At 70.5% G+C, this 24179-nt stretch carries 16 protein-coding genes; 7 read left to right on the top strand and 9 right to left on the bottom strand.

What is annotated here, in order from left to right; genetic code table 11:
- The first annotated feature begins 200 nt into the window (after nt 1-200).
- Nucleotides 201-3557 (top strand): AfsR/SARP family transcriptional regulator, encoded by a 3357-nt coding sequence (locus tag LGI35_RS15220; RefSeq protein ID WP_227294378.1) that lies wholly within the window; start codon nt 201-203, stop codon nt 3555-3557.
- Between the two features lie 20 nt (nt 3558-3577).
- Here LGI35_RS15220 and LGI35_RS15215 read toward each other — a convergent pair whose 3' ends face one another.
- The 3 genes from LGI35_RS15215 to panB all read right to left on the bottom strand — a co-directional run bounded on the left by LGI35_RS15215 (nt 3578) and on the right by panB (nt 6469).
- Nucleotides 3578-4402: an ABC transporter permease gene (locus tag LGI35_RS15215; RefSeq protein ID WP_227294377.1), complete on the bottom strand. Its 825-nt coding sequence runs from the start codon at nt 4400-4402 to the stop codon at nt 3578-3580.
- Nucleotides 4399-5436 carry an ATP-binding cassette domain-containing protein gene (locus LGI35_RS15210; protein WP_227294376.1) on the bottom strand — a complete coding sequence of 346 codons (1038 nt, stop codon included), beginning with the start codon at nt 5434-5436 and terminating at the stop codon, nt 4399-4401. The genes LGI35_RS15215 and LGI35_RS15210 overlap by 4 nt, the downstream gene beginning before the upstream one ends.
- A gap of 166 nt (nt 5437-5602) precedes the next feature.
- Nucleotides 5603-6469 (bottom strand): 3-methyl-2-oxobutanoate hydroxymethyltransferase, encoded by an 867-nt coding sequence (panB, locus tag LGI35_RS15205; protein ID WP_227294375.1) that lies wholly within the window; start codon nt 6467-6469, stop codon nt 5603-5605.
- Between the two features lie 206 nt (nt 6470-6675).
- Here panB and LGI35_RS15200 point away from each other — a divergent pair, with 206 nt between their 5' ends.
- The 4 genes from LGI35_RS15200 to LGI35_RS15185 all read left to right on the top strand — a co-directional run bounded on the left by LGI35_RS15200 (nt 6676) and on the right by LGI35_RS15185 (nt 11579).
- Entirely contained in the window at nt 6676-8268 is a 1593-nt protein-coding gene (locus LGI35_RS15200; RefSeq protein WP_227294374.1) for an MFS transporter, read from the top strand.
- An 84-nt stretch (nt 8269-8352) separates the two neighbouring features.
- Entirely contained in the window at nt 8353-8955 is a 603-nt protein-coding gene (locus LGI35_RS15195; protein WP_227294373.1) for a TetR/AcrR family transcriptional regulator, read from the top strand.
- A gap of 176 nt (nt 8956-9131) precedes the next feature.
- Nucleotides 9132-10160, top strand: a complete 1029-nt coding sequence (locus LGI35_RS15190; protein WP_227294372.1) for an endonuclease/exonuclease/phosphatase family protein — start codon at nt 9132-9134, stop codon at nt 10158-10160.
- 150 nt (nt 10161-10310) lie between these two features.
- Complete coding sequence (locus LGI35_RS15185; protein ID WP_227294371.1) at nt 10311-11579, top strand: MFS transporter; 1269 nt, start codon at nt 10311-10313, stop codon at nt 11577-11579.
- An 84-nt stretch (nt 11580-11663) separates the two neighbouring features.
- On the opposite strand, the gene LGI35_RS15180 is transcribed toward LGI35_RS15185, so the two are convergent.
- The 5 genes from LGI35_RS15180 to LGI35_RS15160 form a co-directional block, all read right to left on the bottom strand.
- Nucleotides 11664-13421 (bottom strand): NAD+ synthase, encoded by a 1758-nt coding sequence (locus LGI35_RS15180; protein WP_227294370.1) that lies wholly within the window; start codon nt 13419-13421, stop codon nt 11664-11666.
- Between the two features lie 470 nt (nt 13422-13891).
- Nucleotides 13892-14938 carry a LacI family DNA-binding transcriptional regulator gene (locus tag LGI35_RS15175; protein WP_116502401.1) on the bottom strand — a complete coding sequence of 349 codons (1047 nt, stop codon included), beginning with the start codon at nt 14936-14938 and terminating at the stop codon, nt 13892-13894.
- Nucleotides 14939-15011: 73 nt separating this feature from the next.
- Nucleotides 15012-16649, bottom strand: coding sequence for a sugar ABC transporter substrate-binding protein (locus LGI35_RS15170; protein WP_227294369.1), 1638 nt, complete (start codon nt 16647-16649; stop codon nt 15012-15014).
- A 49-nt stretch (nt 16650-16698) separates the two neighbouring features.
- Entirely contained in the window at nt 16699-17607 is a 909-nt protein-coding gene (locus LGI35_RS15165) for a carbohydrate ABC transporter permease (RefSeq protein ID WP_227294368.1), read from the bottom strand.
- Complete coding sequence (locus LGI35_RS15160) at nt 17604-18458, bottom strand: ABC transporter permease (protein ID WP_116502404.1); 855 nt, start codon at nt 18456-18458, stop codon at nt 17604-17606. The genes LGI35_RS15165 and LGI35_RS15160 overlap by 4 nt, the downstream gene beginning before the upstream one ends.
- A 345-nt stretch (nt 18459-18803) precedes the next feature.
- Here LGI35_RS15160 and LGI35_RS15155 point away from each other — a divergent pair, with 345 nt between their 5' ends.
- Both LGI35_RS15155 and LGI35_RS15150 read left to right on the top strand, forming a co-directional pair.
- A complete protein-coding gene (locus LGI35_RS15155; protein WP_227300310.1) occupies nt 18804-19778 on the top strand; it encodes a hydroxyacid dehydrogenase in 975 nt (324 codons plus the stop codon).
- A gap of 176 nt (nt 19779-19954) precedes the next feature.
- Nucleotides 19955-21952: a carbohydrate binding domain-containing protein gene (locus LGI35_RS15150; protein ID WP_227294367.1), complete on the top strand. Its 1998-nt coding sequence runs from the start codon at nt 19955-19957 to the stop codon at nt 21950-21952.
- Between the two features lie 71 nt (nt 21953-22023).
- Here LGI35_RS15150 and LGI35_RS15145 read toward each other — a convergent pair whose 3' ends face one another.
- Nucleotides 22024-23970, bottom strand: a complete 1947-nt coding sequence (locus LGI35_RS15145; RefSeq protein ID WP_227294366.1) for a S53 family peptidase — start codon at nt 23968-23970, stop codon at nt 22024-22026.
- Nucleotides 23971-24179: the final 209 nt, after the last annotated feature.

Below are 24179 nucleotides of genomic sequence, written 5' to 3'. Positions count from 1 at the left end.
GGGCTGACCGTATCGGTGGTGCGGTGTGGGGGGAACGTGCCGGGGCAGCCCCCGGGTTCCGCGAAACCGGCGAAATCGTGCCCACTGCCTCAGCCCCGACGGGTGGCTGCCCGCCGCCGAAACCGATCCTCCACGCCCCGGATCGCCCTCCCGCCGAAACCCGGGCGCGGTCCGGCGGCCCGTTTGGGGACAATGGGCCAGTGCGCTACCGCATCCTCGGCTCCACACAGGCACTCCGCGACGACGGCACGGCCGTCCCCGTCGGCGGGGCGCGGCTGCGTGCCCTGCTGACCGTGCTCGCGCTGCGCCCCGGCCGTACCGTCCCGCCGCAGGTGCTCGCCGACGAGGTGTGGGGCGCCGAACCGCCCGCCGACGCGACCGGCGCGCTCCAGGCGCTCGTGGGCCGGCTGCGCAGGGCGATCGGCGCCGACGCGGTGCACTCGCTCGACGGCGGCTACCGGCTGGCCGCCACCTCCGAGGACATCGACCTGTTCCGCTTCGACCGGCTCGTGAGGGACGGGGTACGGGCGCTGGCCGACGAAGACCCGGGCAAGGCCGCGGCCGTCCTCGACGACGCGCTCGCCCTGTGGCGCGGCCCCGCGCTGGCCGATCTGCCGGACCGCTCGGCGGACGCCGCCCGCTGGGAGGCCCTCCACCTCGACGCCCGGCGCACCCGGCTCGCCGCGTCACTCGCGCTGGGCGCGGCCGAGACCGCCCTGCCCGAACTGACCGCGCTGTGCGACGCGCATCCGCTCGACGAGCCGCTCCAGGCGCTGCGGCTGCGCGCCCTGCGCGACGCGGGCCGAACGGCCGAGGCGCTGGCCGCCTACGAGGGCGTACGCGTCGAGCTCGCGGAGCGGCTGGGAACCGACCCGGGCCCGGAACTGCGCGCCCTGCACGCCGACCTCCTTGCGCCGCACCCCTCCGCCCCCTCCCCGCAGGACGCCGGCCCGTCCGCCCGCGTCAGGGCACCCGCCCCCACCGGCAACCTCCGCGCCCGGCTCACCTCGTTCGTGGGGCGCACCGGGGACATCGGGGCGATCCGTGAGGACCTCGGACGCGTGCGGCTCGTGACGCTGCTCGGCCCGGGCGGCGCCGGGAAGACCCGGCTGTCCCAGGAGGCCGCCGAGGGCATGGATCTGCCGGACGGCGTGTGGCTGGCCGAGCTCGCGCCCGTCGAGGACCCGGACGCCGTCCCGGAGGCGGTCGTCACGGCGCTCGGGGCCCGCGAGACCGTGCTGCGCGGCGCCGGCGCCGAGGAGCTGCGGGTCGCGTCCGACCGGCACGGCGAGGACCCGCTCGTACGCCTGGCCGAGCACTGCGCGCACCGCCGCATGCTGCTGATCCTCGACAACTGCGAGCACGTGATCGAGGCCGCCGCCCACCTCGCCGAGCAGCTGCTCAGCCTGTGCCCCGGCGTGACGGTCCTCGCGACGAGCCGCGAACCCCTCGGCGTGCCGGGCGAGTTGCTGCACCCGGTGGAGCCGCTGCCGGAGCCGTTCGCCCTGCGCCTGTTCGGCGAGCGGGGCGCCGCCGTGCGGCCCGGGTTCCGGGTCGGGGACGACGAGCGGGCCGCGGCCGAGATCTGCCGCCGCCTCGACGGGCTGCCCCTCGCCATCGAACTCGCCGCCGCCCGGCTGCGGATGCTCACGCCCCGCCAGATCGCCGACCGACTCGACGACCGCTTCCGCCTGCTCACCTCGGGCGCCCGCACCGTCCTGCCGCGCCAGCAGACGCTGCGGGCCGTCGTCGACTGGTCCTGGGACCTCCTCGACGAGGAGGAGCGGACCGTCCTGCGCCGGCTGTCGGTCTTCAGCGGCGGCTGCGACCTCGCGGCCGCCGAGGCGGTGTGCGGCCCCGGCGCCCTCGACGCGATCGGCTCGCTCGTGGACAAGTCCCTTGTGGTGGCGGCCCCTTGGGGCGGCGACGAGCCTGAGGCGGAAGGCGAAGGGGGCGACGCGCGCGCCGCGGACGACACCCGTGACCAGGACGGCGCCATGCGCTACCGGCTCCTGGAGACCGTCGCCGAATACGCCGGCGACCGGCTCGACGAGGCAGGCGACCGGGCCGACGCCGAGCGCGCCCACCTCACGTACTACCGCGAACTGGCCCGCACCACCGACCCACAACTGCGCGGTCACGGCCAGCGCGCCGCCATCGCCCGCCTGGAACGCGAGTACGAGAACCTGCGCACCGCCCTGCGGCACGCCGTCGCCGCCCGGGACGAGCAGGAGACCCTCTCCCTGGTGCTCTCGCTGGCCTGGTTCTGGCAGATGCGCGACCTGCGTCTCGACGCCCGCAACTGGTCACGGGAGGCCACCGGGCTCGGCCCCGACCCGTTCACCCCGCCCGCCACCCCCGCGCCCCCGCTCCACGAGCGCTGCACCGACGTCCCGCCGCCGCTCGGCCCCGAACTCCTCGTGGAGGCGCGGCGCGGGGTGCATCTGCTCCGGCTCGCCTACATGGACATGGAGATGGAGACCTGGCAGACGGAGGAGGGCGGCGCGAAGCTGCGCGCCATCGCGCAGGCGTACAGTCCGGGCCTCCCGCAGACCTGCCGCTCGCCGGGCAACCTCTGGTTCTACGCGGTGATGATGAGCGGCGACATGGAGGCGCTGTGGAACCTCGCCGACGTCACCGTGCGGACCTGCCGCGAACTCGGCTACACCTGGGAGCTCGCCCTCACGCTCCAGCTGCGGGCCAACATCCTCGCCAACCGCAGCGACTGGGCGGGCGACGCCGTCCGGGACGCGGACGAGGCCCTCGAACTGTTCACCCGGCTCGGCGACCGGTGGGGCGTCGCCGAGGCGCTGTCCGCGCGCGGCGAGGCCCATGAGCGCAGCGGCGCGTACGCCGCGGCGGCCGAGGACTACACGGCCGCCATCGAGGGCGCCGAACGCCTCGGCGCGCAGGCGCAGGTGGCGATCCTGAACGCGCGGCTCGGGCAGGCGCTCATCGAGGACGGTGACGGCGAGCGCGGCGAGCAGCTGCTGCTCGGCATCCTCGACCCCGGCAAGCGCCATACGAACGAGGCCTGGCCGGCCGCCCGCATGTTCCTGTCCGGGCGGTACGGCTCCACCGGCCGGGTCGCCGAGGCGCGTGAGCAACTGCGGCTCCTCCAGGACGAGTTCAAGGCGATGAATTTCGTCGTCTTCCGGGGCTTCATCGTCGGGATGAACGCCTGGCTCGACTCGGAGGACGGCCTCGCGGAGGAGGCCCTGGCCGGCGTCACCGAGGCCCTGGCGCTGTCGACGGATCCGCTGTCCCTGGTGATCGCCCCGCACATGCCCGCCATGCACCTGGTCACCGCCGCCCGCTCCCTGAACCTGAGCGGCGACACGGCCGACGCCCGCGACGCCGCCCGCCTCATGGGCGCCGCCGACGGACAGCTTCCGTCCCGGCATGTGCGGTCCTACCTGGAGCGCGACGCCCGCGCGTCCGCCGAGTCCGCGATCCGTGAGGTCATCGGGGACCGCGCGTACGAGTCCGCCTACGCCGAGGGCGGCGACCTGTCTCTCGACGAGGCCGCCGCCCTGCTGGGACGCGATCGTGGTTGATCTTCCGATCCGGCTGAACGTCAGTTCTTCGTACGGAACTTGTGGATCGCGATCGGGGCCATCACGAGCGTGAGGACCGCGGACCAGATCACCGTCACCCACACGTCGTGCGCGACCGGGCCGCCCACCATCAGGCCGCGCGCGGAGTCCGCGAGCGAGGAGAGCGGGTTGTAGTCGGTGAAGGCCTGGAGCCAGCCCGGCATCGACTGCGTCGGCGCGAAGATCGACGAACCGAACTGCAGCGGCATCAGGACCAGGAAGCCCATGCCCTGCACGGCCTGGGCGCTCTTCATCACGACGCCGAGGACCAGGAAGATCCACATGATGGACGTGCCGAAGAGGGCGGTGAGGCCCACGGCGGCGAACAGGCCGGGCCAGTTCGTGATGTCGAAGCCCACCAGGATGCCGACGATCATCATGATCGTCGTCGCGATGAGGAGCCGCATCAGCTCCACCACGATCTTGGCGAAGAGGACCGAGCCCTGACCGATCGGCAGGGTCCGGAAGCGGTCCATGATGCCGTTCTGGAAGTCCTGGTTGAACCCCGTGCCCACCGCCATGGCGATGTTCATGCTCATCATCGCCATCATGCCCGGGACCACGTACTGCACGTACTGGTCTTGGCCGCCGCCGAGCGCCTGGCCGATGGAGCCGCCGAAGACGTACACGAACAGGAGCGTGAAGACGATCGGCATCAGGACCGCGTCGAACATCGACTCGGGGTCCTGGCGGATCCACAGCAGGTTGCGGCGGACCAGCGCGCCGGTGTGCCGGATGTGGGAGCGCAGGGAGATGCGCGAGTCGGCCTCGAGATTCAGGGGAGGCGTCAGCGTGGTGGCGCTCATACGGCGGCCCCTTCGAGCTCGGAGGTACGGGTGTCGTCCTGCGGGGCACTGGCCTTCTGGCCGGTGATGGACAGGAACACCTCGTCCAGGCTGGGCAGTTCGGTGGCGATCGAGCCGATCGTGATGCCGCGCGCGGTGACCGCGCCGACCACGGCGGTGAGCTGCTCGTCGCTGAGGATCGGGACCAGGACGGCGCCGGCCTCGGCGTCCACCGTCGACGTGGCGAGGCCGGTGAGGCCCATGTCGTCGAGGGCGGCGGCCAGTGGCCGCAGCTCCAGCGGGTCGGCCGGGCGGATGCGCAGGGTGCGGCCGCCGACCTTCGCCTTGAGGTCGTCGATGGCGCCGCCCGCGATGACCTTGCCGCGGTCGATGACCGTCAGCTCGTTGGCGAGCTGCTCGGCCTCCTCCATGTACTGGGTGGTGAGGAGCACGGTGACGCCGTCGCCGACCATGCGCTTGACCTCGCTCCACACCTCGTTGCGCGTGCGCGGGTCGAGGCCGGTCGTCGGCTCGTCCAGGTAGAGGACGGCCGGGCTGCCGATCATCGACGCGGCGAGGTCGAGCCTGCGGCGCATGCCGCCGGAGTACGTCTTCGCCGGGCGCGTGGCGGCGTCGGTGAGGGAGAACCGCTCCAGGAGCGCGTCGGCGCGGGAGCGGGACTCCTTGCGGGACAGGTCGAGGAGGCGGCCGATCATGTACAGGTTCTCGCGGCCGGAGAGCTTCTCGTCGACCGCGGCGTACTGGCCGGTGAGGCCTATCACGCGGCGCAGCTGCCGGGGCTGCTTCGCCACGTCGTACCCGGCGACGAAGGCCGTGCCCGAGTCGGGGGTGATGAGGGTGGACAGGCAGCGGACGAGGGTGGTCTTGCCCGCTCCGTTCGGACCGAGCACACCCATGACCGTGCCTTCGTGCACGTCCAGGTCCACGCCGTCCAGCGCCTTGGTCTCGCCGTAGTGCTTGACCAGCCCCCGCACGGTGACGGAGGCAGTCCGGCCGCCGTCACCGTGCGGGGACTTCTTGTCGATTCGCGTCATGACGTACAAGGTGCCAGGTGCCACCGACAATCCACCGACAGGCGGCCGACAGCCCCTCGTACGGCACCTGCAGAACGCCGACAGGGGTTGCGGAAACGGCAGCAGCCCGCCGACGGGGGAAGATCGGCGAGCTGCTGTGGTGCCACTGTGGTTCAGGTGGTCCGGGTCAGTGGACCGAGTGCTCCTCCTGGGGGAACGTTCCGCCGACCACGTCCTGCGCGAAGGCCTTCGCCGCCTCGCCCATGACGCCGCGGAGATCCGCGTACTGCTTCACGAAGCGCGGCATCTTGCCGCCGGTGAGGCCGAGCATGTCGGTCCAGACGAGGACCTGGGCGTCGCACTCGGCGCCCGCGCCGATGCCGACGGTCGGGATGTGCAGGGACCGGGTGACCTCGGCGGCCAGCTCGGCCGGGACCAGTTCGAGGACGACGGCGAACGCGCCGGCGTCCTGCGCGGCCTTGGCGTCACGCAGCAGTCGGTGCGCGTCCTCGTCGCCGCGGCCCTGGACGCGGTACCCCATCGTGTTCACGGACTGCGGGGTGAGGCCCAGGTGGGACATGACCGGGATGCCGGACTGCACGAGCAGCTCGGTCTGGGGCAGGGAGCGCTCGCCGCCCTCCAGCTTCACGGCGCCGACCCCGGCCTCCTTGACCAGGCGCGTCGCGGACCGCAGGGCCTGTACGGGACCCTCCTGGTACGAGCCGAAGGGGAGGTCGCCGACGACGAGGGCGCGCTTGGTGCCCCGTACGACGGCGGCCGAGAGCATCGTCATCTCGTCGAGGGTGACGGGCACGGTGGTCTCGTACCCGAGGTGACAGTTGCCCGCGGAGTCGCCGACGAGCATGACCGGGATGCCGGCCTCGTCGAAGACGGACGCGGTCATCGCGTCGTACGCCGTGAGCATGGGCCACTTCTCGCCGCGTTCCTTGGCGAGCGTGATGTCGCGCACCGTGATGCGCCGGTTGCTCTTGCCTCCGTACAGCGCCTTGCTGCTGCTGTCGGGGGTGTTCTGGGCAGCCGAGAGCTGCGTCATCGCAACGGCTCCTTCTGTTGTCTCGAGGCGCCCTTACGGCGTCCCCGGATCCCCACCATGGTGGCACCGCGTGCCGAGGAATGGCTAGAGGGACGGGTGCCGGGTGGGTCACCCCGCGAGCGGGTCGCCCGTCGGGTTCGTAAAGTCTTCTTAAGGACTTCCAATACGAGACGGTCTCGTATCGAAATGGCCTTAGGCTGAGCCTCATGACCACTCCTGCCGTTCCCGCACAGCCGCGCATACCCGAGGCTGTGCACCGCCGTCGCTGGGCGATCCTCGGCGTGCTGATGCTCAGCCTGCTGATCGTCGTGCTCGACAACTCCATCCTGAACGTCGCGATCAAGACGATCTCGACCCCGGCCCCCACGGGCCTCGGCGCCACGCAGGGCGAGCTGGAGTGGGCGATCAACGCCTACACGCTGGTCTTCGCCGGACTGCTGTTCACCGCGGGTCTGCTCGGCGACCGGCTCGGGCGCAAGAAGGTGCTCGTCGGCGGCCTCGTCGTCTTCGGCCTCGGCTCCGCCCTCGCCGCCGAGTCCGGCTCGCCGGTCCAGCTCATCATCTTCCGGGCGGTCATGGGCATCGGCGCGGCCTTCGTGATGCCCGCGACGCTCGCCGTCCTCATGAACGTCTTCGAGCGCGACGAGCAGCCCAAGGCCATCGGCATCTGGGCGGGCGGCGTCGGTCTCGCCATCGCGATCGGCCCCATCACCGGAGGCCTGCTCCTCGACCACTTCTGGTGGGGCTCGGTCTTCCTGGTCAACGTGCCGATCGTGATCATCGCGGTCGTCCTGATGCTGGCCATCGTGCCCGACTCCCGCGACCCCAAGCCGGGCCGTATCGACCTGGTGGGCGTCGCTCTCTCCGTCGTCGGACTCGTCCTGCTCGTCTACGGCATCATCAAGGGCGGCCAGCTCGCCGACTTCACGGACCCCGCGGTCCTCCTGACCAGCGGGGCCGGACTCGCCGTCCTCGTCGGCTTCGTTCTGTACGAGAAGCGCAGCGACCACCCGTCGATCGACATCTCGTACTTCAAGAACAAGGTGTTCTCCGCGGCGATCGCCGCGATCGCGCTCGTCTTCTTCGCGCTGATGGGCGTCACCTTCTTCTCGGTCTTCTACACCCAGAGCGTGCGCGGCTACTCGCCGCTGCAGACCGGCCTCCTGATGCTGCCGCTCGCCGCCGCCCAGCTGATCTTCGCGCCGCGTGCCCGGCTCGTCGTCGACCGCTTCGGCGTGCGCGCCGTCACGACCGGCGGCCTGGTGATCCTCGCCGCGATGCTCGCCGCGTTCACGATCCTCGACGCGGACACGCCCATCTGGATCCTGGAGGTCATCTTCTTCCTCATGGGCATGGGCATGGCGCACGTCATGACCCCCACCAGCGTCGTCATCATGCAGGCCCTGCCGCGCGAGAAGGCGGGCTCCGCGTCGGCGCTCAGCAACACGTTCCGCCAGGTCGGTGGCGCCCTGGGTATCGCCGTACTCGGTTCCGTGCTGTCCACCGCGTACCGCAGCGGCATCGAGGACAAGCTCGGCCTGCTGCCCGCCGGACTGCGGCACACGGCCGGCGAGTCCATCGAGGCCACCCTCGGCATCGCGGCCAAGCTCGGCCCGCGCGGTGACGCGCTGGTCGGCGCGGCCAACGACTCCTTCCTGCACGCCATGCACGTGACCGCCCTGTGCGGGGCCGGGATCGCGCTGGTCAGCGCCGTCGTCACCGTCCTGTTCCTGCCGGGTCGCCCGCCGCGGGCGACGGCCGAGGAGAGCACCGAGGAGACCGTCGGGGTGAGTCGCTGACAGCACCTGTCCGGGCAGGTCGGTGACCTGCTGAGACAATCGCCGCTACACCGGGCGGCGGGAAGGCGGAGAGGCGGAGTGGTCGTGGACGTGGATGCGGGGCGCGCGGTGCGGGGGCGCCCGCGCAGCGAGGCCGTCGAGCGGGCCATCGTCGAGGGCGTCCTCAAGCTGATCGAGGACGGTGTCCCGCTCACGGAGCTGTCCATCGAGCGGATCGCCCGCACCGCCGGCGTCGGCAAGGCGACCATCTACCGGCGCTGGTCCGGCAAGGAGGAGCTCTTCGTCGAGGTCCTGCGCATCATGGAGGAGCCCGAGCCCGAACTGCCGGGCATCTCCATGCGCGACGACCTCATCACCCTCCTGGAGCACCTGCGCAGACGGGGCGTGTCCCTCCGCTCCTCGGCCCTGCTGCACAACGTCTTCGCGCAGATGAAGAGCCTGCCGAGGCTCTGGGACGCGTACCACGCCACCGTCATCGAGCCGCGCCGCCGCGTCATGTTCGACGTGCTGCGGCGCGGCGTCGAGAACGGTGAGCTGCGCGCCGACGTCGACATAGAGCTCGCCAACGACTTCATCGTCGGGCCGATGCTGCTGCGCACGATGATCCGGCCCGACGCGCCGCTCGCCGACGACCTCTCGGCGCGGATCGTCGACTGCGCGCTCGCCGGATTGCGGCCACCGGACTGAATATGCGCGTTTCGTCACAGAGGCCCCATGCATACCGCCGATCCGGAACCCCGGGCGCCCATGCCTTCGTCCTCGTGCCCGTACGGCCGTCGTGGACGGCGAGGAGGGCGCCGATCATCCCCTAGGGTTTCAGGGCGAGGTCGGTGTGCACGGCAGGGCAGTGAGGCGACGACGGTATGGCGCAGGGGTTCAGGACGGAAACGGGTGGCGGCGGCTCGGGGCACCAGCCTTCCAGAGACCCGCTGCGCCGCCTGACCGGCGGATGGCGTGACCGCGGGATCTGGCGCCGCGGGGCGGTCCTCGCGGTGCTGGCCGTGCTGGTCGCGCTCGTGATGCTCTTCCACGCCCAGATCCCCAACACCCTCGGAAACCTGGGCTCCCTCACCGAGACCTTCCTTCCCTGGCTCGGTGTGTTCGTGCCCGTCCTGCTCGTCCTGGCCGTCGTGCGGAAGTCCGCGACGGCCCTGATCGCGGTACTGGTCCCGGGCATCGTCTGGCTCAACCTCTTCGGCGGACTTCTCACCGACAAGACCGCGAGCGGCGGCGACCTCACCGTCGCCACGCACAACGTCAACGCGGAGAACCCCGACCCGACCGGCACCGCCGACACGATCGTCGCTTCCGGGGCGCAGGTCGTCGCCCTGGAGGAGCTGACGTCCGACGCCGTTCCCGTCTACGAGAAGGCGCTCGCGAAGACGTATCCGTACCACTCCGTCGCCGGCACCGTCGGGCTGTGGAGCAAGTACCCGCTGAGCGCGACGCGGCCCGTCGACATCCAGCTCGGCTGGACGCGCGCCCTGCGCACCACCGTCGCCACGCCCCAGGGTGACGTCGCCGTGTTCGTCGCGCACCTGCCGTCGGTCCGGGTCAAGCTGCACGCCGGCTTCACCGCCAGCCAGCGCGACACCTCCGCCGACGCGCTCGGTGAGGCCATCGCCGACGAGACGCTCGACAAGGTCATCCTGCTCGGCGACCTCAACGGCACGATGAACGACCGCGCGCTGAACGGCGTCACGTCCCAGATGCGCTCCACGCAGGGTGCCGCCGGCAGTGGCTTCGGGTTCAGCTGGCCCGCGTCGTTCCCCATGGCCCGTATCGACCAGATCATGGTCAAGGGTGTGGAGCCGGTCACGTCGTGGACCCTGCCCGAGACCGGCAGCGACCATCTGCCGATCGCGGCGAAGGTCGATCTCACCCGGTCCTGACGTCCGCGTTCGCTCCCCGCACCCGTTGTTGACTCGGTGGAAACCGGGGCCTCACCTCACGGAATACTTGGCACGGGAGAGTTTGTTCCGCCCGTAAACTTACGGATTCCCGCGTCTCCCGCCCGTCTTCCCGTGGAAGGTCTCTTCTTCATGCCCCTGGCCCTGCTCGCCCTCGCCGTGGGCGCCTTCGGCATCGGCACCACCGAGTTCGTGATGATGGGCCTCCTGCCCAACGTCGCCGACGATCTGCACATCTCCATCCCCTCCGCCGGCCACCTCGTCTCCGCGTACGCCCTCGGCGTCGTCATCGGCGCCCCGCTCCTCGCCGCCCTCACCGCGCGCATGCCCCGCCGCCGCGTCCTCGTCGCGCTCATGGTGCTCTTCGTCGCCGGCAACGCCGTGTCCGCCGCCGCGCCCGACTACCACCTCCTGATGGCCGCGCGCTTCGTCAGCGGGCTGCCCCACGGCGCCTTCTTCGGCGTCGGCGCCGTCGTCGCCACCTCGCTCGTCGCGCCCGAGCGCAAGGCCCGGTCCGTGTCCCTGATGTTCCTCGGGCTCACCGTCGCCAACGTCATCGGCGTCCCCATCGCCACGCTCATGGGCCAGCAGCTCGGCTGGCGCGCCACGTTCCTCGCCGTCAGCGTCATCGGGCTCGCCGCGATAGCCGCACTCCTGCTGCTCGTTCCCGCCGACCACGGCCACGGTGAGACCGGCGGGCTGCGCGGTGAGCTCAAGGCCCTCGGTTCCCTGCCCGTGTGGCTCTCCCTCGGCACCACCGTCGCCGGGTTCGGCGCGCTCTTCGCCGCATACAGCTATGTGACGCCGATGCTCACCGGCACCGCCGGCTTCGCCGAGGCCGGCGTCACGCTGCTGCTCGCTCTGTTCGGCGTCGGCGCCACCGCCGGGAACCTGCTCGGCGGGCGGCTCGCCGACCGGTCCCTGCGCGGGACCCTGTTCGGTGGGCTCGTCTCGCTCGGTGTGGTGCTGGCGCTGTTCCCCGTGCTGATGCGTGCCGAGTGGAGCGCCGCCGTCGCTGTGGTGCTGCTCGGTATGGCCGCCTTCATCACGGGGTCGCCGCTCCAGCTCATGGTCATGGAGAAGGCCTCCGCCGCGCCCTCCCTGGCCTCCTCCGCCAACCAGGCCGCCTTCAACCTCGCCAACGCCGGCGGCGCCTGGATCGGCGGGCTCGCCCTCGCCGCCGGGTTCGGGCTCACGTCCCCCGCGGTCGCCGGGGCCGGGCTCGCCGTCCTCGGGATCGGGGTCGCCGGGGTTGCCTACGGGGTCGACGTGCGTCGCTCCCGGGCCCTTGTCGCTTCCGCTTCCGCTTCCTCCACGTCGGGGCATGGGCTCCTCGTGGCCTCGCATCTGCCCGATGTCGTTCCGGCTCCGGACGCGGGGGAGCCCACTCGTCGTCTGTGAGGTGTTGCGGTGAGGTGTTGCGCCGGGACGGGTGGGCTCTCCTGGCGGCTGGGCTTTGGGGCCGGGGGACAGGCGCGGTGACTGCTACTGCGCCGACTCCCGCCACCTGTTCGTGATCGGCAGGCGGCGGTCCTTGCCGAAGCCCTTCGCCGAGATCTTCGTGCCCGGCGGGTACTGGCGCCGCTTGTACTCCGCCGTGTCCACCATCCGCAGCGTCTTCGTCACCAGGTCCGCGTCGAACCCGGCCGCCACGATCGCGTCCGCGCCCTGGTCCCGGTCCACGTACATCTCCAGGATCGCGTCCAGCACCGGATAGTCCGGCAGCGAGTCCGTGTCCACCTGGTCCGGACGCAGTTCCGCGCTCGGCGGCTTCGTGATCGAGTTCTCCGGGATCGGGGGCGTCTGGCCGCGCTCCGCCGCCGCCCGGTTGCGCCACTCGGCCAGCCGGAAGACCGACGTCTTGTACACGTCCTTGATCGGGCCGTACGCGCCCACCGAGTCGCCGTACAGGGTCGAATAGCCCACCGCCAGCTCGGACTTGTTGCCCGGCGCGAGCACGATGTGGCCCTCCTGGTTGGAGACCGCCATCAGCATCGTGCCGCGCAGCCTCGACTGGAGGTTCTCCTCCGCGAGGCCCGACAGGCCCAGCGACCCCATGTACGCGTCGAACATCGGCTCGATCGGGACCGTACGGAAGTTGAGCCCCGTACGGTCGGCCAGCTCCGCCGCGTCGCCCTTGGAGTGGTCCGACGAGTACTTCGACGGCATCGCGATGCCGTACACGTTCTGCGCGCCCAGCGCGTCGCACGCGATCGCCGCCGTCAGCGCCGAGTCGATACCGCCCGACAGGCCGATCAGCACCGAGCGGAAACCGTTCTTCGCGGCGTAGGCGCGCAGGCCCACGACCAGTGCCGAGTAGACCTCCTCGTCGTCGTCCAGGCGGTCCGCGTAGCCGCCGGTCAGCTCCGGCTCGTACGCCGGGACGTGGTCCTCGGAGAGCGTCAGGTGGTCGATGCGCAGGCCGTCGTCGACCGTCCCCGTCGGGGCGTCCGGCTCCGCGGCCGGGAGCTCCAGGTCCAGGACCACACAGCCCTCCGCGAACTGGGGTGCCCTGGCCACCACTTCGCCCGCCGTGTCCACCACGATCGAGTCGCCGTCGAAGACGAGCTCGTCCTGGCCGCCGATCGTGGCGACGTACGCCAGCGTGCAGCCCGCCTCCTGGGCGCGCTTGCGCACCAGGTCCAGACGGGTGTCGTCCTTCTTCTGCTCGTACGGCGACGCGTTGATCGAGATCAGGAGGCCGGCGCCGGCGGAGCGCGTGGCCGGGACGCGGCCGCCGTCCTGCCAGAGGTCCTCGCAGATGGCGAGCGCCACGTCGATTCCGCGTACGCGGATCACGGGCATCGTGTCGCCCGGCACGAAGTAGCGGAACTCGTCGAAGACGCCGTAGTTCGGGAGGTGGTGCTTGGCGAACGTCAGGGCCACGCGGCCGTTGTGGAGGACGGCGGCGGCGTTCTGGGGGGCGCCGGCGGGCTGGCCGTACTTCGGCTGCGCCTTCTCCGAGCGGTCCAGGTAGCCGACGATCACGGGGAGGTCGCCGTGGCCCTCGTCGGCCAGTCGCTTGGCCAGCGCGGCCAGTTCCCGGCGGGATGCCTCGACGAAGGACTCGCGCAGGGCGAGGTCCTCCACGGGGTAGCCGGTCAGGACCATCTCGGGGAACGCGACCAGGTGCGCTCCCTGTTCGGCGGAGTGCTTGGTCCAGCGGATGATCGCCTCGGCGTTCCCGGCGAGATCTCCGACGGTCGAGTCGATCTGATTCAGGGCGAGACGTAGTTGAGGCACGGCCTCAGTTTAATCGTCTGACTGACGCGATGTCCTCTTGATCTGTGGAGTGGATGGGTGGTGGGCGGTGGTGGTGCGTTCCTGGGTGCGGGGTGTCGGTCGCCGTTGTGTTTTCGGGTGCGGGGCCGCGGGGGCATGTACGTGTTCGCTGTTCTATGGGTCGCCGTCAGCTAGCTAATTGCCTGTACGTGGTGCTGGTGGCTCCGCGCGCACATGCCCCCACGTCCCCTCCCGTCTCGTCGGCGCCCGACCGTTCGGTGGGGGTGCGCCATCCCGGGTGCCGGGTCTTCTCTCGTACGCGGGTGTCCGGTCGGTGGGGCTCGCCGCTGGCTTCCGGGCCGCGTCTCGTAGGCGGCCGGTTGTTGGGTGGGGGTGCGCCATCCCTGGCGGCGGGCCTTGGTCCGTACGCGGCTGTCCGCCCGGTGATGTCTGGCGGCGGGCCTTGGCTCGTGCGCGGGGTGTCTGTGTGCTCAGTGGTGGTGGGGGCGGACGCTGTCTCTGATCACTATGTGTGTGCCCAGGAGGTGGCGTTGCTGGCCCGGGCGAGACGTGCCTGTCAGGGCCAGTCTTACGGCCGTGCGGCCCATTTCCGCCGCCGGGATGTGCACCGTGGTGAGGCCGGGGGTGATGTCCGCCGCTACCGGGTCGTCGTTGTAGCCGACCACCGAGATGTCCTCGGGGACCCGTAGGCCCGCCTCCGCCAGTGCGCGGATCGCCGCTGCCGCCACGCGGTCGTCGCCCGCGAAGACCGCCGTGAAGTCCGGCTTGCCGTTGCACTTGTCGAGGAGGTCCCGCATCGCCTCGTAGCCGTGGTGCTGGCCGAAGCCGATGCCGTGCAGGATCGCGTCCGAGCGGGGGACCCCGTGGTCGTCCAGGGCTCTGAGGTAGCCCGTTACGCGGTCCTCGCCCGTGGTGTTGCCCGGCTGGTAGCCGATCATCGCGATCTTCCGGTGGCCGGCGCCCAGCAGATGGCTGGTTATCGCGTGCGCGCCCGCTCCGTTGTCGTACTCCACGACCAGCGCGGGGACGTCGGGTGCCGGTGCCGGCCTGCCGCACAGGACCAGGCGCGAGCCCGCCGCCGCGAGTGCCTCCGCGTAGTGCGCCATCCGCTCGCGGTACTCGTCGTCCTCGATGACCCCGCCGACCAGGACCACGGCCTCCGCCGCCTGTTCGCGCATCATCTGGACCAGGGCCAGCTCGCGGGCCGGGTCGCCGCCCGTCGAGCAGACCAGGGTGAGTCTGTTGTGCTGGGCCGCTTCCATCTCCACGCCCTGCGCCACGGCCGCGTAGAACGAGCTGACCACGTCGAACATCAGGACCGCGATCGTCTTGCGTCCGGCGCCGGCGAGGGCTCGGGCGTGCGCGTTGACCACGTAGTCCAGGTCCTTGACCGCTCTTTGGACCTTGGCGCGCGAGGCCGCCGATGTCGGGTAGTTGCCCGCCAGGACCCGCGAAACAGTCGCGACCGAGACGCCCGCGCGCGCGGCCACATCACGGATGGTGACCCGCTCACCCACTGTTGTGTCTCCTCAACTTGCCCGTCCGGGGCGGGCGATGCCGCCCCGGACCATCATGGACGATGCCGTACGGTCAGTGCGCCGCCTCGTACTCCTTGGCGAATTCCTCCAGTGCCTGCTGCCCGCCCTGGTTCAGCCACTTCTTGTACACGGCGTCCCAGTCGGAGACCTTCCGGCGCCCCGTGACCGTGGCCGTCACGCCGTCGCTGATGATCTGGTCGAGCGTCGCGCCCTGCTTGTTGTACGTGTCCGACTGCAGGCCCCAGCGGTCGTTCGGCACCATCATCGGGATCACCTTCTGCTGCCACGCGTGGAGGCGTTCGATGATGTCCCCGTAGCCCGGCGCGTACAGGACCTGCGGTGCGTCGCTCAGATACACGAACGGCAGGTTCACCTTCGACTCGACGAGGCCGAGCGGTGTCGCGATCGGGTTGTTGTCCTTGTCCCGCTTGAAGTGTGTTCCCTCCAGGCCGAAGTGCACCAGCTCGTACTCCTCGGTCCCGAACGGTGAGGCCAGGTAGTCGAGGACCCGCAGCATCATCTTCACGCGGTCCTTCGACGCCTTCTTGATCACCGTGTAGCCGAAGATGCCCTGCGACTGCTGGTAGCCGGGTGTGGTGCCCTCAGGGGTGTAGGGGACCAGTGCGTCCAGGTCGAAGGCGTCCTTGATGCCTTGCGCCGAGCCGGGGTACGAGAGGAAGCCGTCGGTCATCGAGAGGACCGTGCCGTTCCAGAACTGCGTCTTGAGGTCCACCTGGGAGACCGACGTCGCCTCCGGGTAGTACACGCCGGCCTTGCGCAGGTTCGACATGAACTCGAGCGTGGTCTTGAACTCGTCCGTGCTCGCGAAGAACGTCGCCTTGTTGTCCTTGATGCGCCACTGGTTCGGCGCCCCGTGCCACGTGGCGTGTGTCTTGAAGCCGAAGTACGCGGTCGACGAGGCGCCCAGGGCCCACTTCTTGGAGGTTGTCGTCTCCTTCGCCATCGCCGCGAAGTCCTGCGCCGACATGCCCGGCTTGTAGCCCGCCTTCGCGAACGCCTGGCCGTTGAAGTACATCGTGTCCTGCGGCTTCGGGCGCTCCACCGGGACTCCGAAGATCCGGCCCGAGATCCGGCCCATGCCCTGCCAGGCGTACGTCGGGATACCTGCCAGGTTCGGGTAGTCCTTCACCGCGTCGCCCGACAGGTACTCGGTGAGGTCCTCGCAGCGGGTCTTCACGAACTGCGCCTCGCGCGGCAGGACGTAGCCGCCGCCGATGTTGATGATGTCCGGCAGGTCGTCGCCCGCGAACAGCGTCGCCATCTTGGTGCGGAAGTCCGCGTCCGGGACCACGGTGAACTCGACGTCCACGCCGAGCGCTTCGTTGATCGCCGCCCACAGCTTGTTCTGCGCCGCCGGCTTCGGCGGGGTGCCGTACGTGATGGAGAGGACCTTGATCTTCTCCTTGCCCGTGCCGGGCTTCTCGGCGACGGCCTTGACCAGCTTCGCGGGGTACGTGGTGTAGCCCGCCTGGACGCCCTCCGCGGTGGCCGCCAGATCCGGCTTCGCGCCGGTGGCGGGGGTGTACGTCGGCCACGCGGCCGCCTTCTTGCCCGCGTTGGAGACCGAGCCGCCGCCACCGGAGTCGGTGGAACAGGCGGTGAGGAAGGACGGGGCGGCCAAGGCGGCGCCGCCGACGGCTATGGAACGCAGCAGGGTGCGACGCGACATCGAGGAACCGGACACGTGAGTGGACCCTTCGGGAAAGGCGGGCAGCTGACTAGCTCTTGACGGCGCCGGTGAGCACGCCCTTGGTGAAGTACTTCTGGAGGAACGGGTAGACGAGGAGGATCGGGACGGTGGCGATCACCAGGACCGCCATCTGCGTCGTCTGCGGGGCCGAGACCATGCCGGCCTCGCTGAGGCCCGTGTCGCTGATCTGCGCGCCGCCGATCACATAGGTGCGCAGGACCTGGGAGAGCGGCCAGTGGTCGGACTCCAGGTAGATCGAGGCGTTGAACCAGGCGTTCCAGTAGCTCACCGCGTAGAACAGGCCGACCACCGCGAGGGCCGCCTTGGACAGCGGGAGCACGATCCGCCAGAACACCGTCCAGTCGCCCGCACCGTCGAGGCGCGCCGCCTCGTACAGCTCCTCCGGTATGCCCTGGAAGAAGCCTCGCAGGACGACCAGGTTGAAGACGTTGATCAGGACGGGGGCGATGAGGGCCGCGTACATGTTCTGCAGTCCCAGGCCCTTGACCAGGAGGAACGCCGGAATCATGCCCGGGGGGAAGAGGAAGGTGAAGAGGATGATCAGGAGGATCGGCTTGCCGCCCAGGACTCCTGGGCGGCTGAGCGCGTAGGCCAGGAACGAGGTGCAGGCCAGGGAGGCCAGGGTGCCGATGAGGGTGACGCCGACGCTGACGCCCAGGGCCTTGGTGACGATGCCGCCGCTGAGGATGTTGCGGTACGCGCGCAGCGTCGGGTCCGTGGGCCACAGGACCCAGCCGCCGTTGGCCACCACTTCCTTGTTCGAGGCCAGTGACGTGGAGATGATCACCAGGAACGGGATCAGGACCAGGGCCAGGACGACGGTGATCGCCACCGCCTTGGCCGCTTGGGTGGCCGGCTTGGGGTTCTCCTTCCAGGCCGGGCGCGTGGGGTTCTTGGTGCTTACGGCTGTGGTCATTTGTAGATCCCCTGTTCGCCCAGCTTGTGCGCCACCCGGTTCGCGGTGAAGACGAGCACCGCGCCCACCAGGCCCTTGAACAGGCCCGCCGCTGCCGCGTATCCGGTGTCGCCGCCGACGATTCCCTGCCAGAACACGAAGGTGTCCAGGACCTCGCCCACCTCCGGGCCCACCGACTGGCGCTGGAGCAGCATCTGTTCGAAGCCGACCGACAGGATGTCGCCGAGCCGCATGATCAGGAGCAGCACGATGATCGGGCGGATGGACGGCAGCGTCACGTGCCAGAAGCGGCGCCAGGGACCCGCGCCGTCGATCGCCGCCGCCTCGTACTGCTGCTCGTCGACCTGCATCAGTGCCGCGAGGAAGATGATCGTGCCCCAGCCGGCGTCCTTCCAGACCACCTCGGCGACCACCAGCGGGCGGTACGCGTCGGGGTTGCCGATGATGTCGACCGTGTGGATCCCCGAGTCGCCCAGGAACGAGTTCAACAAGCCTGTGTCGGAAAGGACTTGCTGGAAGAGCGCGACGACGATGACCCACGACAGGAAGTGCGGCAGGTAGACGACGGACTGGACGAAGCGGCGCAGGAAGTCCGACGTCAGGCTGTGCAGGAGCAGGGCGATGGCCAGGGGGATCGGGAAGAAGAACGTCAGCTGGAGCACCGCTATGTAGAAGGTGTTCCACGTCGCGTGCCAGAAGTCCGCGTCGCCGAACATCCGGGTGAAGTTCTCGAAGCCCACCCAGGGGCTGGCCCAGAGGCCGTCGAACGGGACGTACTCCTTGAACGCCACGACGTTGCCGACGAAGGCGCCGTAGTGGAACAGCAGGAAGTAGGCCAGGCCCGGAACCATGAGCAGCAGGAAGGTACGGCTGCTCCGAAACCGTTTTCTGAAGCTGTCCTGCCTGGGTTTGTGCGTATTTGACCCGCTGCCCGGGATGCCGGGGGGCTTCACCGCCTCGGTCTCGGGCCTGTCCTTCGCCACCGTGGGCACGGAAACCCCTCCGTCGTTGGAACAAGGTGAGCGGGAATCTAAAACGGTTACTACGCCGGGTCAACCCCCCTGTCTCCGCCAACTCTTGACCATCTCTCAGCGTTGGGCCTAGCCTCCTGACATCTTGAGGTAACCGGTTACTAAGAATCTGCAGCTGGAGGGTGGTAGCGCGTGGCAGCACACCGACCGATCGCGGCACTGGCCATGGACGCCGAGGTGCTCGACCGGGTCATCCCGTCGGACCTGCGGCAACGGCTCGGGCGGTGCGCCGACCTCGCGCCCGTGCCGCTGACCGGACCGCTCGGCACCCCCGAGGCCCGCGCGGTCCTCTCCGGGGCCGAGCTGCTCGTCACCGGCTGGGGCTGTCCGCAGCTCACCTCGGACGTCCTGGCGCACGCGCCCCGCCTCCGCGCCGTGGTGCACGCCGCCGGATCGGTCAAGCCCGTCGTCTCGGACGCGCTGTGGGACCGGCCCGGCATCGCCGTGTCCTCCGCCGCCGACGCCAACGCGGGTCCCGTCGTCGCCTTCACGCTCGCCGCGATCACCTTCGCCGCGAAGAAGGCGCTGCCCGTCGCCGCCCGCTACTCCGGCGGCTGGCCCGGCTTCACCGCGCGCGAAGGTGCCGACGGCCGCGTCGTCGGGATCATCGGCGCCTCCCGCATCGGCCGCCGCGTCATCGCCGGGCTCCGCGCCTCGGACGCCGGGTACCGGATCCTGCTCACCGATCCGTACGTCACCGAGGCCGACGCCGCCGCCCTCGGCGCCGAGCTCGTCGGCCTGTCCGAACTGTGCCGGCGCAGCTCCATCGTCAGCGTGCACGCGCCCCAACTGCCGGAGACACGTGGATTGTTGGGAGAGGAGATGCTGAAGCTCGTGCCGGACGGGGGTGTCGTCGTGAACACGGCCCGGGGCTCGCTCGTCGACACCGAGGCGCTCGCTCGTGAGTGCGCCACCGGCCGGCTCGACGCGTTCCTCGATGTCACCGCCCCCGAACCCCTGCCGCCGGGTCACCCGTTGCTCACCCTTCCCAATGTCCTGGTCACCCCGCACATGGCGGGCGCGCAGGGCAGCGAGGTGCGCCGGCTGGGGTTGTACGCAGTGGAGGAGGCCGAGCGGTTCGCGCGCGGTGAGGAACTGCTCGGGCGGCTTCGGCGGGAGGATCTCGCCCGGCTCGCCTGAGGGGGTCCGGGGGAGTGGGGCTCGGCTCATCCGAGGGGTCGACGGGGTGTCGAGGGAGTGGCGGGGCTGGTGAATGTAACCGGTGGATGTAACCGTTTCCCGCCCGACCCATTGACCTCAACCACCTTGCTGGGCACGGTACTTGCCGAACTCCTCTCCCATCCCCAGGAGTAAGAATGGCACCGGTTACATCCGGGCTCCGAAGAGCCTGCACCACGCTCGCGGCCGGTCTCGCGCTCGCCGCCTCCGCCCTCGTCTCCCCGCCGGGCGCCCAGGCCGCCGGGTCCGCGCAGCCCGGCCATCCGCCGCACCCCTCGCAGTCCGCGAGCACCCCCTATTACGTGGACTGCTCCGCCGCAGCGAACGGCGACGGCAGCCTCGCCGCGCCCTACAACAGCCTCGCCGCGGCCAACGCCGTCACCTACGGGCCCGGCGACCGGCTCTACTTCAAGCGCGGAGCCACCTGCCGCGGTCAGCTCAAGCCCACCGGATCGGGCTCCGCGGCCGCCCCCGTCAGGGTCGCCCCCTACGGCTCCGGCGGCGCCCGGCCCGTGATCGAGGGCGGTGGCACCGTCTACGCCGCCGTCCATCTGCTCAATGTCGAGCAGTGGGAGATCCGCGGTCTGGAGGTCACCAACAAGGGCGCCACGGACGCCGAGCGCAACGGCATCCTCGTCGAGCTCGCCGACCACGGCACCGGCACCCACTACGTCCTCGACGACGTCTACGTCCACGACGTCAACGGCGGCGACACCAAGAGCAGCAACGGCATCCAGTTCCGTGTCTCCGGCACCGCGACGCCGACCCGCTTCGACGACGTACTCGTCGAGGACAGCGAGATCTACAAGGTCGACCGCGAGGGCCTGACCACCCAGTCCAGCTGGGCCTGCCGCGCCGTCTACGGCTGCACCGGCGGTCCCGCGTGGACGGCGAGTACGCGTGTCGTGTTCCGCGGCAACAAGATCCACGACATCGGCGGCGACGGCATGGTCGTCCGCGTGACCCGGGACGCGCTGGCCGAGCACAACGAGGCCTACGACATCTGGATGCGCTCGGCCGGCAACAACGCGGGCCTGTGGACCATCAACAGTGACGGGACCGTCTTCCAGTACAACGAGGTCCACCATGTGCGGCGCAAGGCGGGCATGAACGACGGCATGGCCTTCGACGCCGACTTCGGCACGCGCGGCGCCCTCTTCCAGTACAACTACAGCCACGACAACGAGGGTGGCTTCCTGCTGCTGTGCGGGGCCTGCGGCAGCGGCGCCGACACGGCCGGCACGGTCGCGCGTTACAACCTCTCCGTCGACGACGGCTCGCGCATCCTGTACGCCGTCGGCGACGCGGCCGCCCAGATCCTCAACAACACCTTCTACATGGGTGCCGGTTCCACCACGTCCGTCGTGGAGAGCAGCGGTGGCGCGTCCACCACGCTGTGGAGCAACAACATCTTCTACAACCTCGGCACCGGCGGCTACGGCGGCAAGCCCGCCGAGCACACCTGGCGCGACAACGTCATGTACGGCAACCACCCGGCGTCCGAGCCCGCCGACCCCGGCAAGGTGACCGCCGACCCGCTCCTCGCCGACCCGGGCTCCGCCGATCCCGCGGGGTACGAGCTGAAGGCCGGATCCCCGGCACGCGGCGCCGGGCAGGTCACCACCGGCTCCGGCGGCAAGGACTACTTCGGCTCTCCCGCTCCGGTCGCCTGTCGTCCCGACATCGGCGCCCACCAGGTCTCCGCGTTCGATGACGCCGCCTGTTCGGGCGGGACCAACCTGGTCGCCGATCCCGGCTTCGAGACGGGCGTCCCGCCCTGGGTGCCTTCGGGGGCCGTCGCGGCCGACACCGCGAATCCGCACGGGGGCGGCTCCAGCCTGCGCGTCTCGGGGACCCCGAGCACGGCCGAGCAGAAGATCACCGTCGCGCCGAACACCACGTACACGCTCTCCGGCTGGGGGCGCGTCGACGCGTACGACACCCAACTCGCCGTGGGCGTGAAGAACTTCGGCGGGACCGAGACCCGGATCCCGGCCTTCAGCGGCTTCGGGTGGCGCACCGGCAGCATCACCTTCACCACGGGCGCCACCAATACCTCGGCGACCCTCTACTGCTACACCCGCACCGGTAAGGGAAGCGGCTGGTGCGACGACCTGAGGGTCGTCAAGCAGTAGCCGGTGGAGGGGAATTGAGGGCGGCGCCCGTCCCGGGGACGTCCCCGGGACGGGCGCCGCTCTTCTCGGGGTCAGCGACGCCCGAAGGACGTCACATAGCCCGGCGCCGGCGAGCCGACACCCGTCACGTCGTCGTAGCCGCGGACGGCCTTGAGCGAGCTGTCCTTGCCGAGGCTGCGCAGGGAGGTCAGCAGGCCGTCGGCCGCGTCGAACCCGTTCGCGTAGTCGACACGGACCACCGCGAGGTCATGACCGTTCGGCTTGTCCGTCACGTCGTGGTAGATCTTCGAACCGGAACGGTCGTAGATCGCCGGGTTGGCGAAGCCGAGCGCGTGCCCGCCGCGGGCCTCCTGGACCAGCGCCTGCACACCCGCGATGACGGGCGCCGCCAGCGACGTGCCGCCGATGCGGTACTCGTCGTACTTGAGCGAGCCGTCGGGGAACGTCTGCGACTGGCCGACGAGGAAGCCGGTGTTCGGGTCGGCCACCGCGGAGATGTCCGGCACCGTACGCATCTTCTGCGAGCCGCCGTTGGCGCGCGCCAGCGAGTTCGGCACGACACCGCTCTGGTAGAACGGCTGCTTCACCGTCTTGCTGGTGCCGCCGCCCGCACCCGAGGTGTACGCCCCGGGGAAGGCGTCCCAGCTCTTGCCGTCGGCCGACAGGTTGGCCTTCAGCGTGCCCCAGCCGGTCTCGAACTGGTACTTGTCGCCCTTGCCGACGGCCAGCGACGTACCGCCGACGGACGTCACCCACGCCGAGTTGGCGGGCACGTCGACCTGCTTCGTGCCGGTGTGCGCCACCTCGTCGCCGTTGTCGCCGGACGAGAAGTAGAAGCCGATGCCCTCGATCGCGCCGTACTGGAAGATCTGGTCGTACGCGGCGGCGAGGTCGGGGGTCTGGTTGGCCTCGATGTCGCCCCACGAGTTCGACACGATGTCGGCGAGGTGGCCGTCGACGATCTTGCCGAGCGAGTCGAGCAGCGCGTCGTCGTAGCAGGACGCGGCGCCGACGTAGGTGATGTCGGCCGCGGGAGCCACGGCGTGCACGGCCTCGACGTCGAGGGTCTCCTCGCCGTACCAGCCGGACGCCCCGCACTCCTCGGTCTTGGTGTAGTCCGCGGGCAGGACCTGCTTCAACTGGCCGCTGCGGTAGGCCGCGTCACCGTTGCGCTTGGCGTAGGTGGCCGCGTCCTTCGCGATGGTCGGCGAGGCGTACGCGTCGGTGATGGCGACACGGACCCCCTTGCCGGTCTTCTTGCCGGCGCCGTAGGCCGCCCGCAGCTGCTTGCCGGTGTAGCCCTTCACGGCGTACGGGGCCTTCTGGCCGTACGCGGACGGCAGGGTGCTCGCCGTCTTCGAGCCGTAGTACGACGAGAAGGGGCCGGCGTTGTGGAACACGGCGTCCGGCGGCGGCAGCGTCTCGTCGTGGTCCGCCTTGTGCGGCGCGCTGTCCAGGCCGGTCACGGTGAGGACCGCGCCGTTGAGGGACGCGGGCACCGTCGCGGCGGCCGTGGGCGCGCGGTAGGTGTGCTTGCCCTTGGTGTAGTTGTGCAGCTGGGCGCCGAACGCCTTCTCGGCGGCGGCGACTTCGCCCGAGACGGAGATGTAGTGCTTGCTGACGTCGGTCACGGTGAGGCCCGAGGACTCGAGCCACTTCGTGACCTCGGCTATCTGCGCCTTGGTCGCGCCGAAGCGGGCCTGGGCCTGCTTGGCGCTGAGGTACTTGCCGTACGACGCCGACTGCGGGTCGGACACGGCCTTCGCGTACGCCGCGAGGCCCGCCGCGTCACGCCCCGCGAGGTAGACGCGGGCGTGCACGGTGGAGCTGTTCGACGTGGCACCCTGGTCGGCCTTGGCCGTGGCCCACAGCGGCTTGGTGCCGGTCAGTGCGTCGCGGGCGCCCGGGTTCGGGTCGGCCTGGGCGACGGGTGCTGCGATGGCGAGCGCGCCGGCGAGCAGTGGCAGTGTCGCTGCCAGGCTGAGCCCGGCGCGGGCCGCGGCACGGGTGGATCTCATACAACCCCCTGCGATGTGGTTCGTCGCGTGTGGCGACTGTGATGCGCGTGCACCAGGTCGACCTGGGCACGCAACTGATCACTGTTGCGCCGAACCGTTCATGCAAGGGGAATGGAAGCGCCAAGAAGAGCCCAAGGAACGCCATCCGAGGGCGATTTGGGGCGGTACGTGATCGGGGCGGGGGTTCCCGGGACCCCGTCTGGGGTCCC

Source organism: Streptomyces longhuiensis, assembly GCF_020616555.1.
Taxonomy (GTDB): Bacteria; Actinomycetota; Actinomycetes; order Streptomycetales; family Streptomycetaceae; genus Streptomyces; species Streptomyces longhuiensis.
The sequence above is the reverse complement of the archived record's forward strand: the minus strand, read 5'-3'. Positions and strand labels throughout refer to the sequence as shown.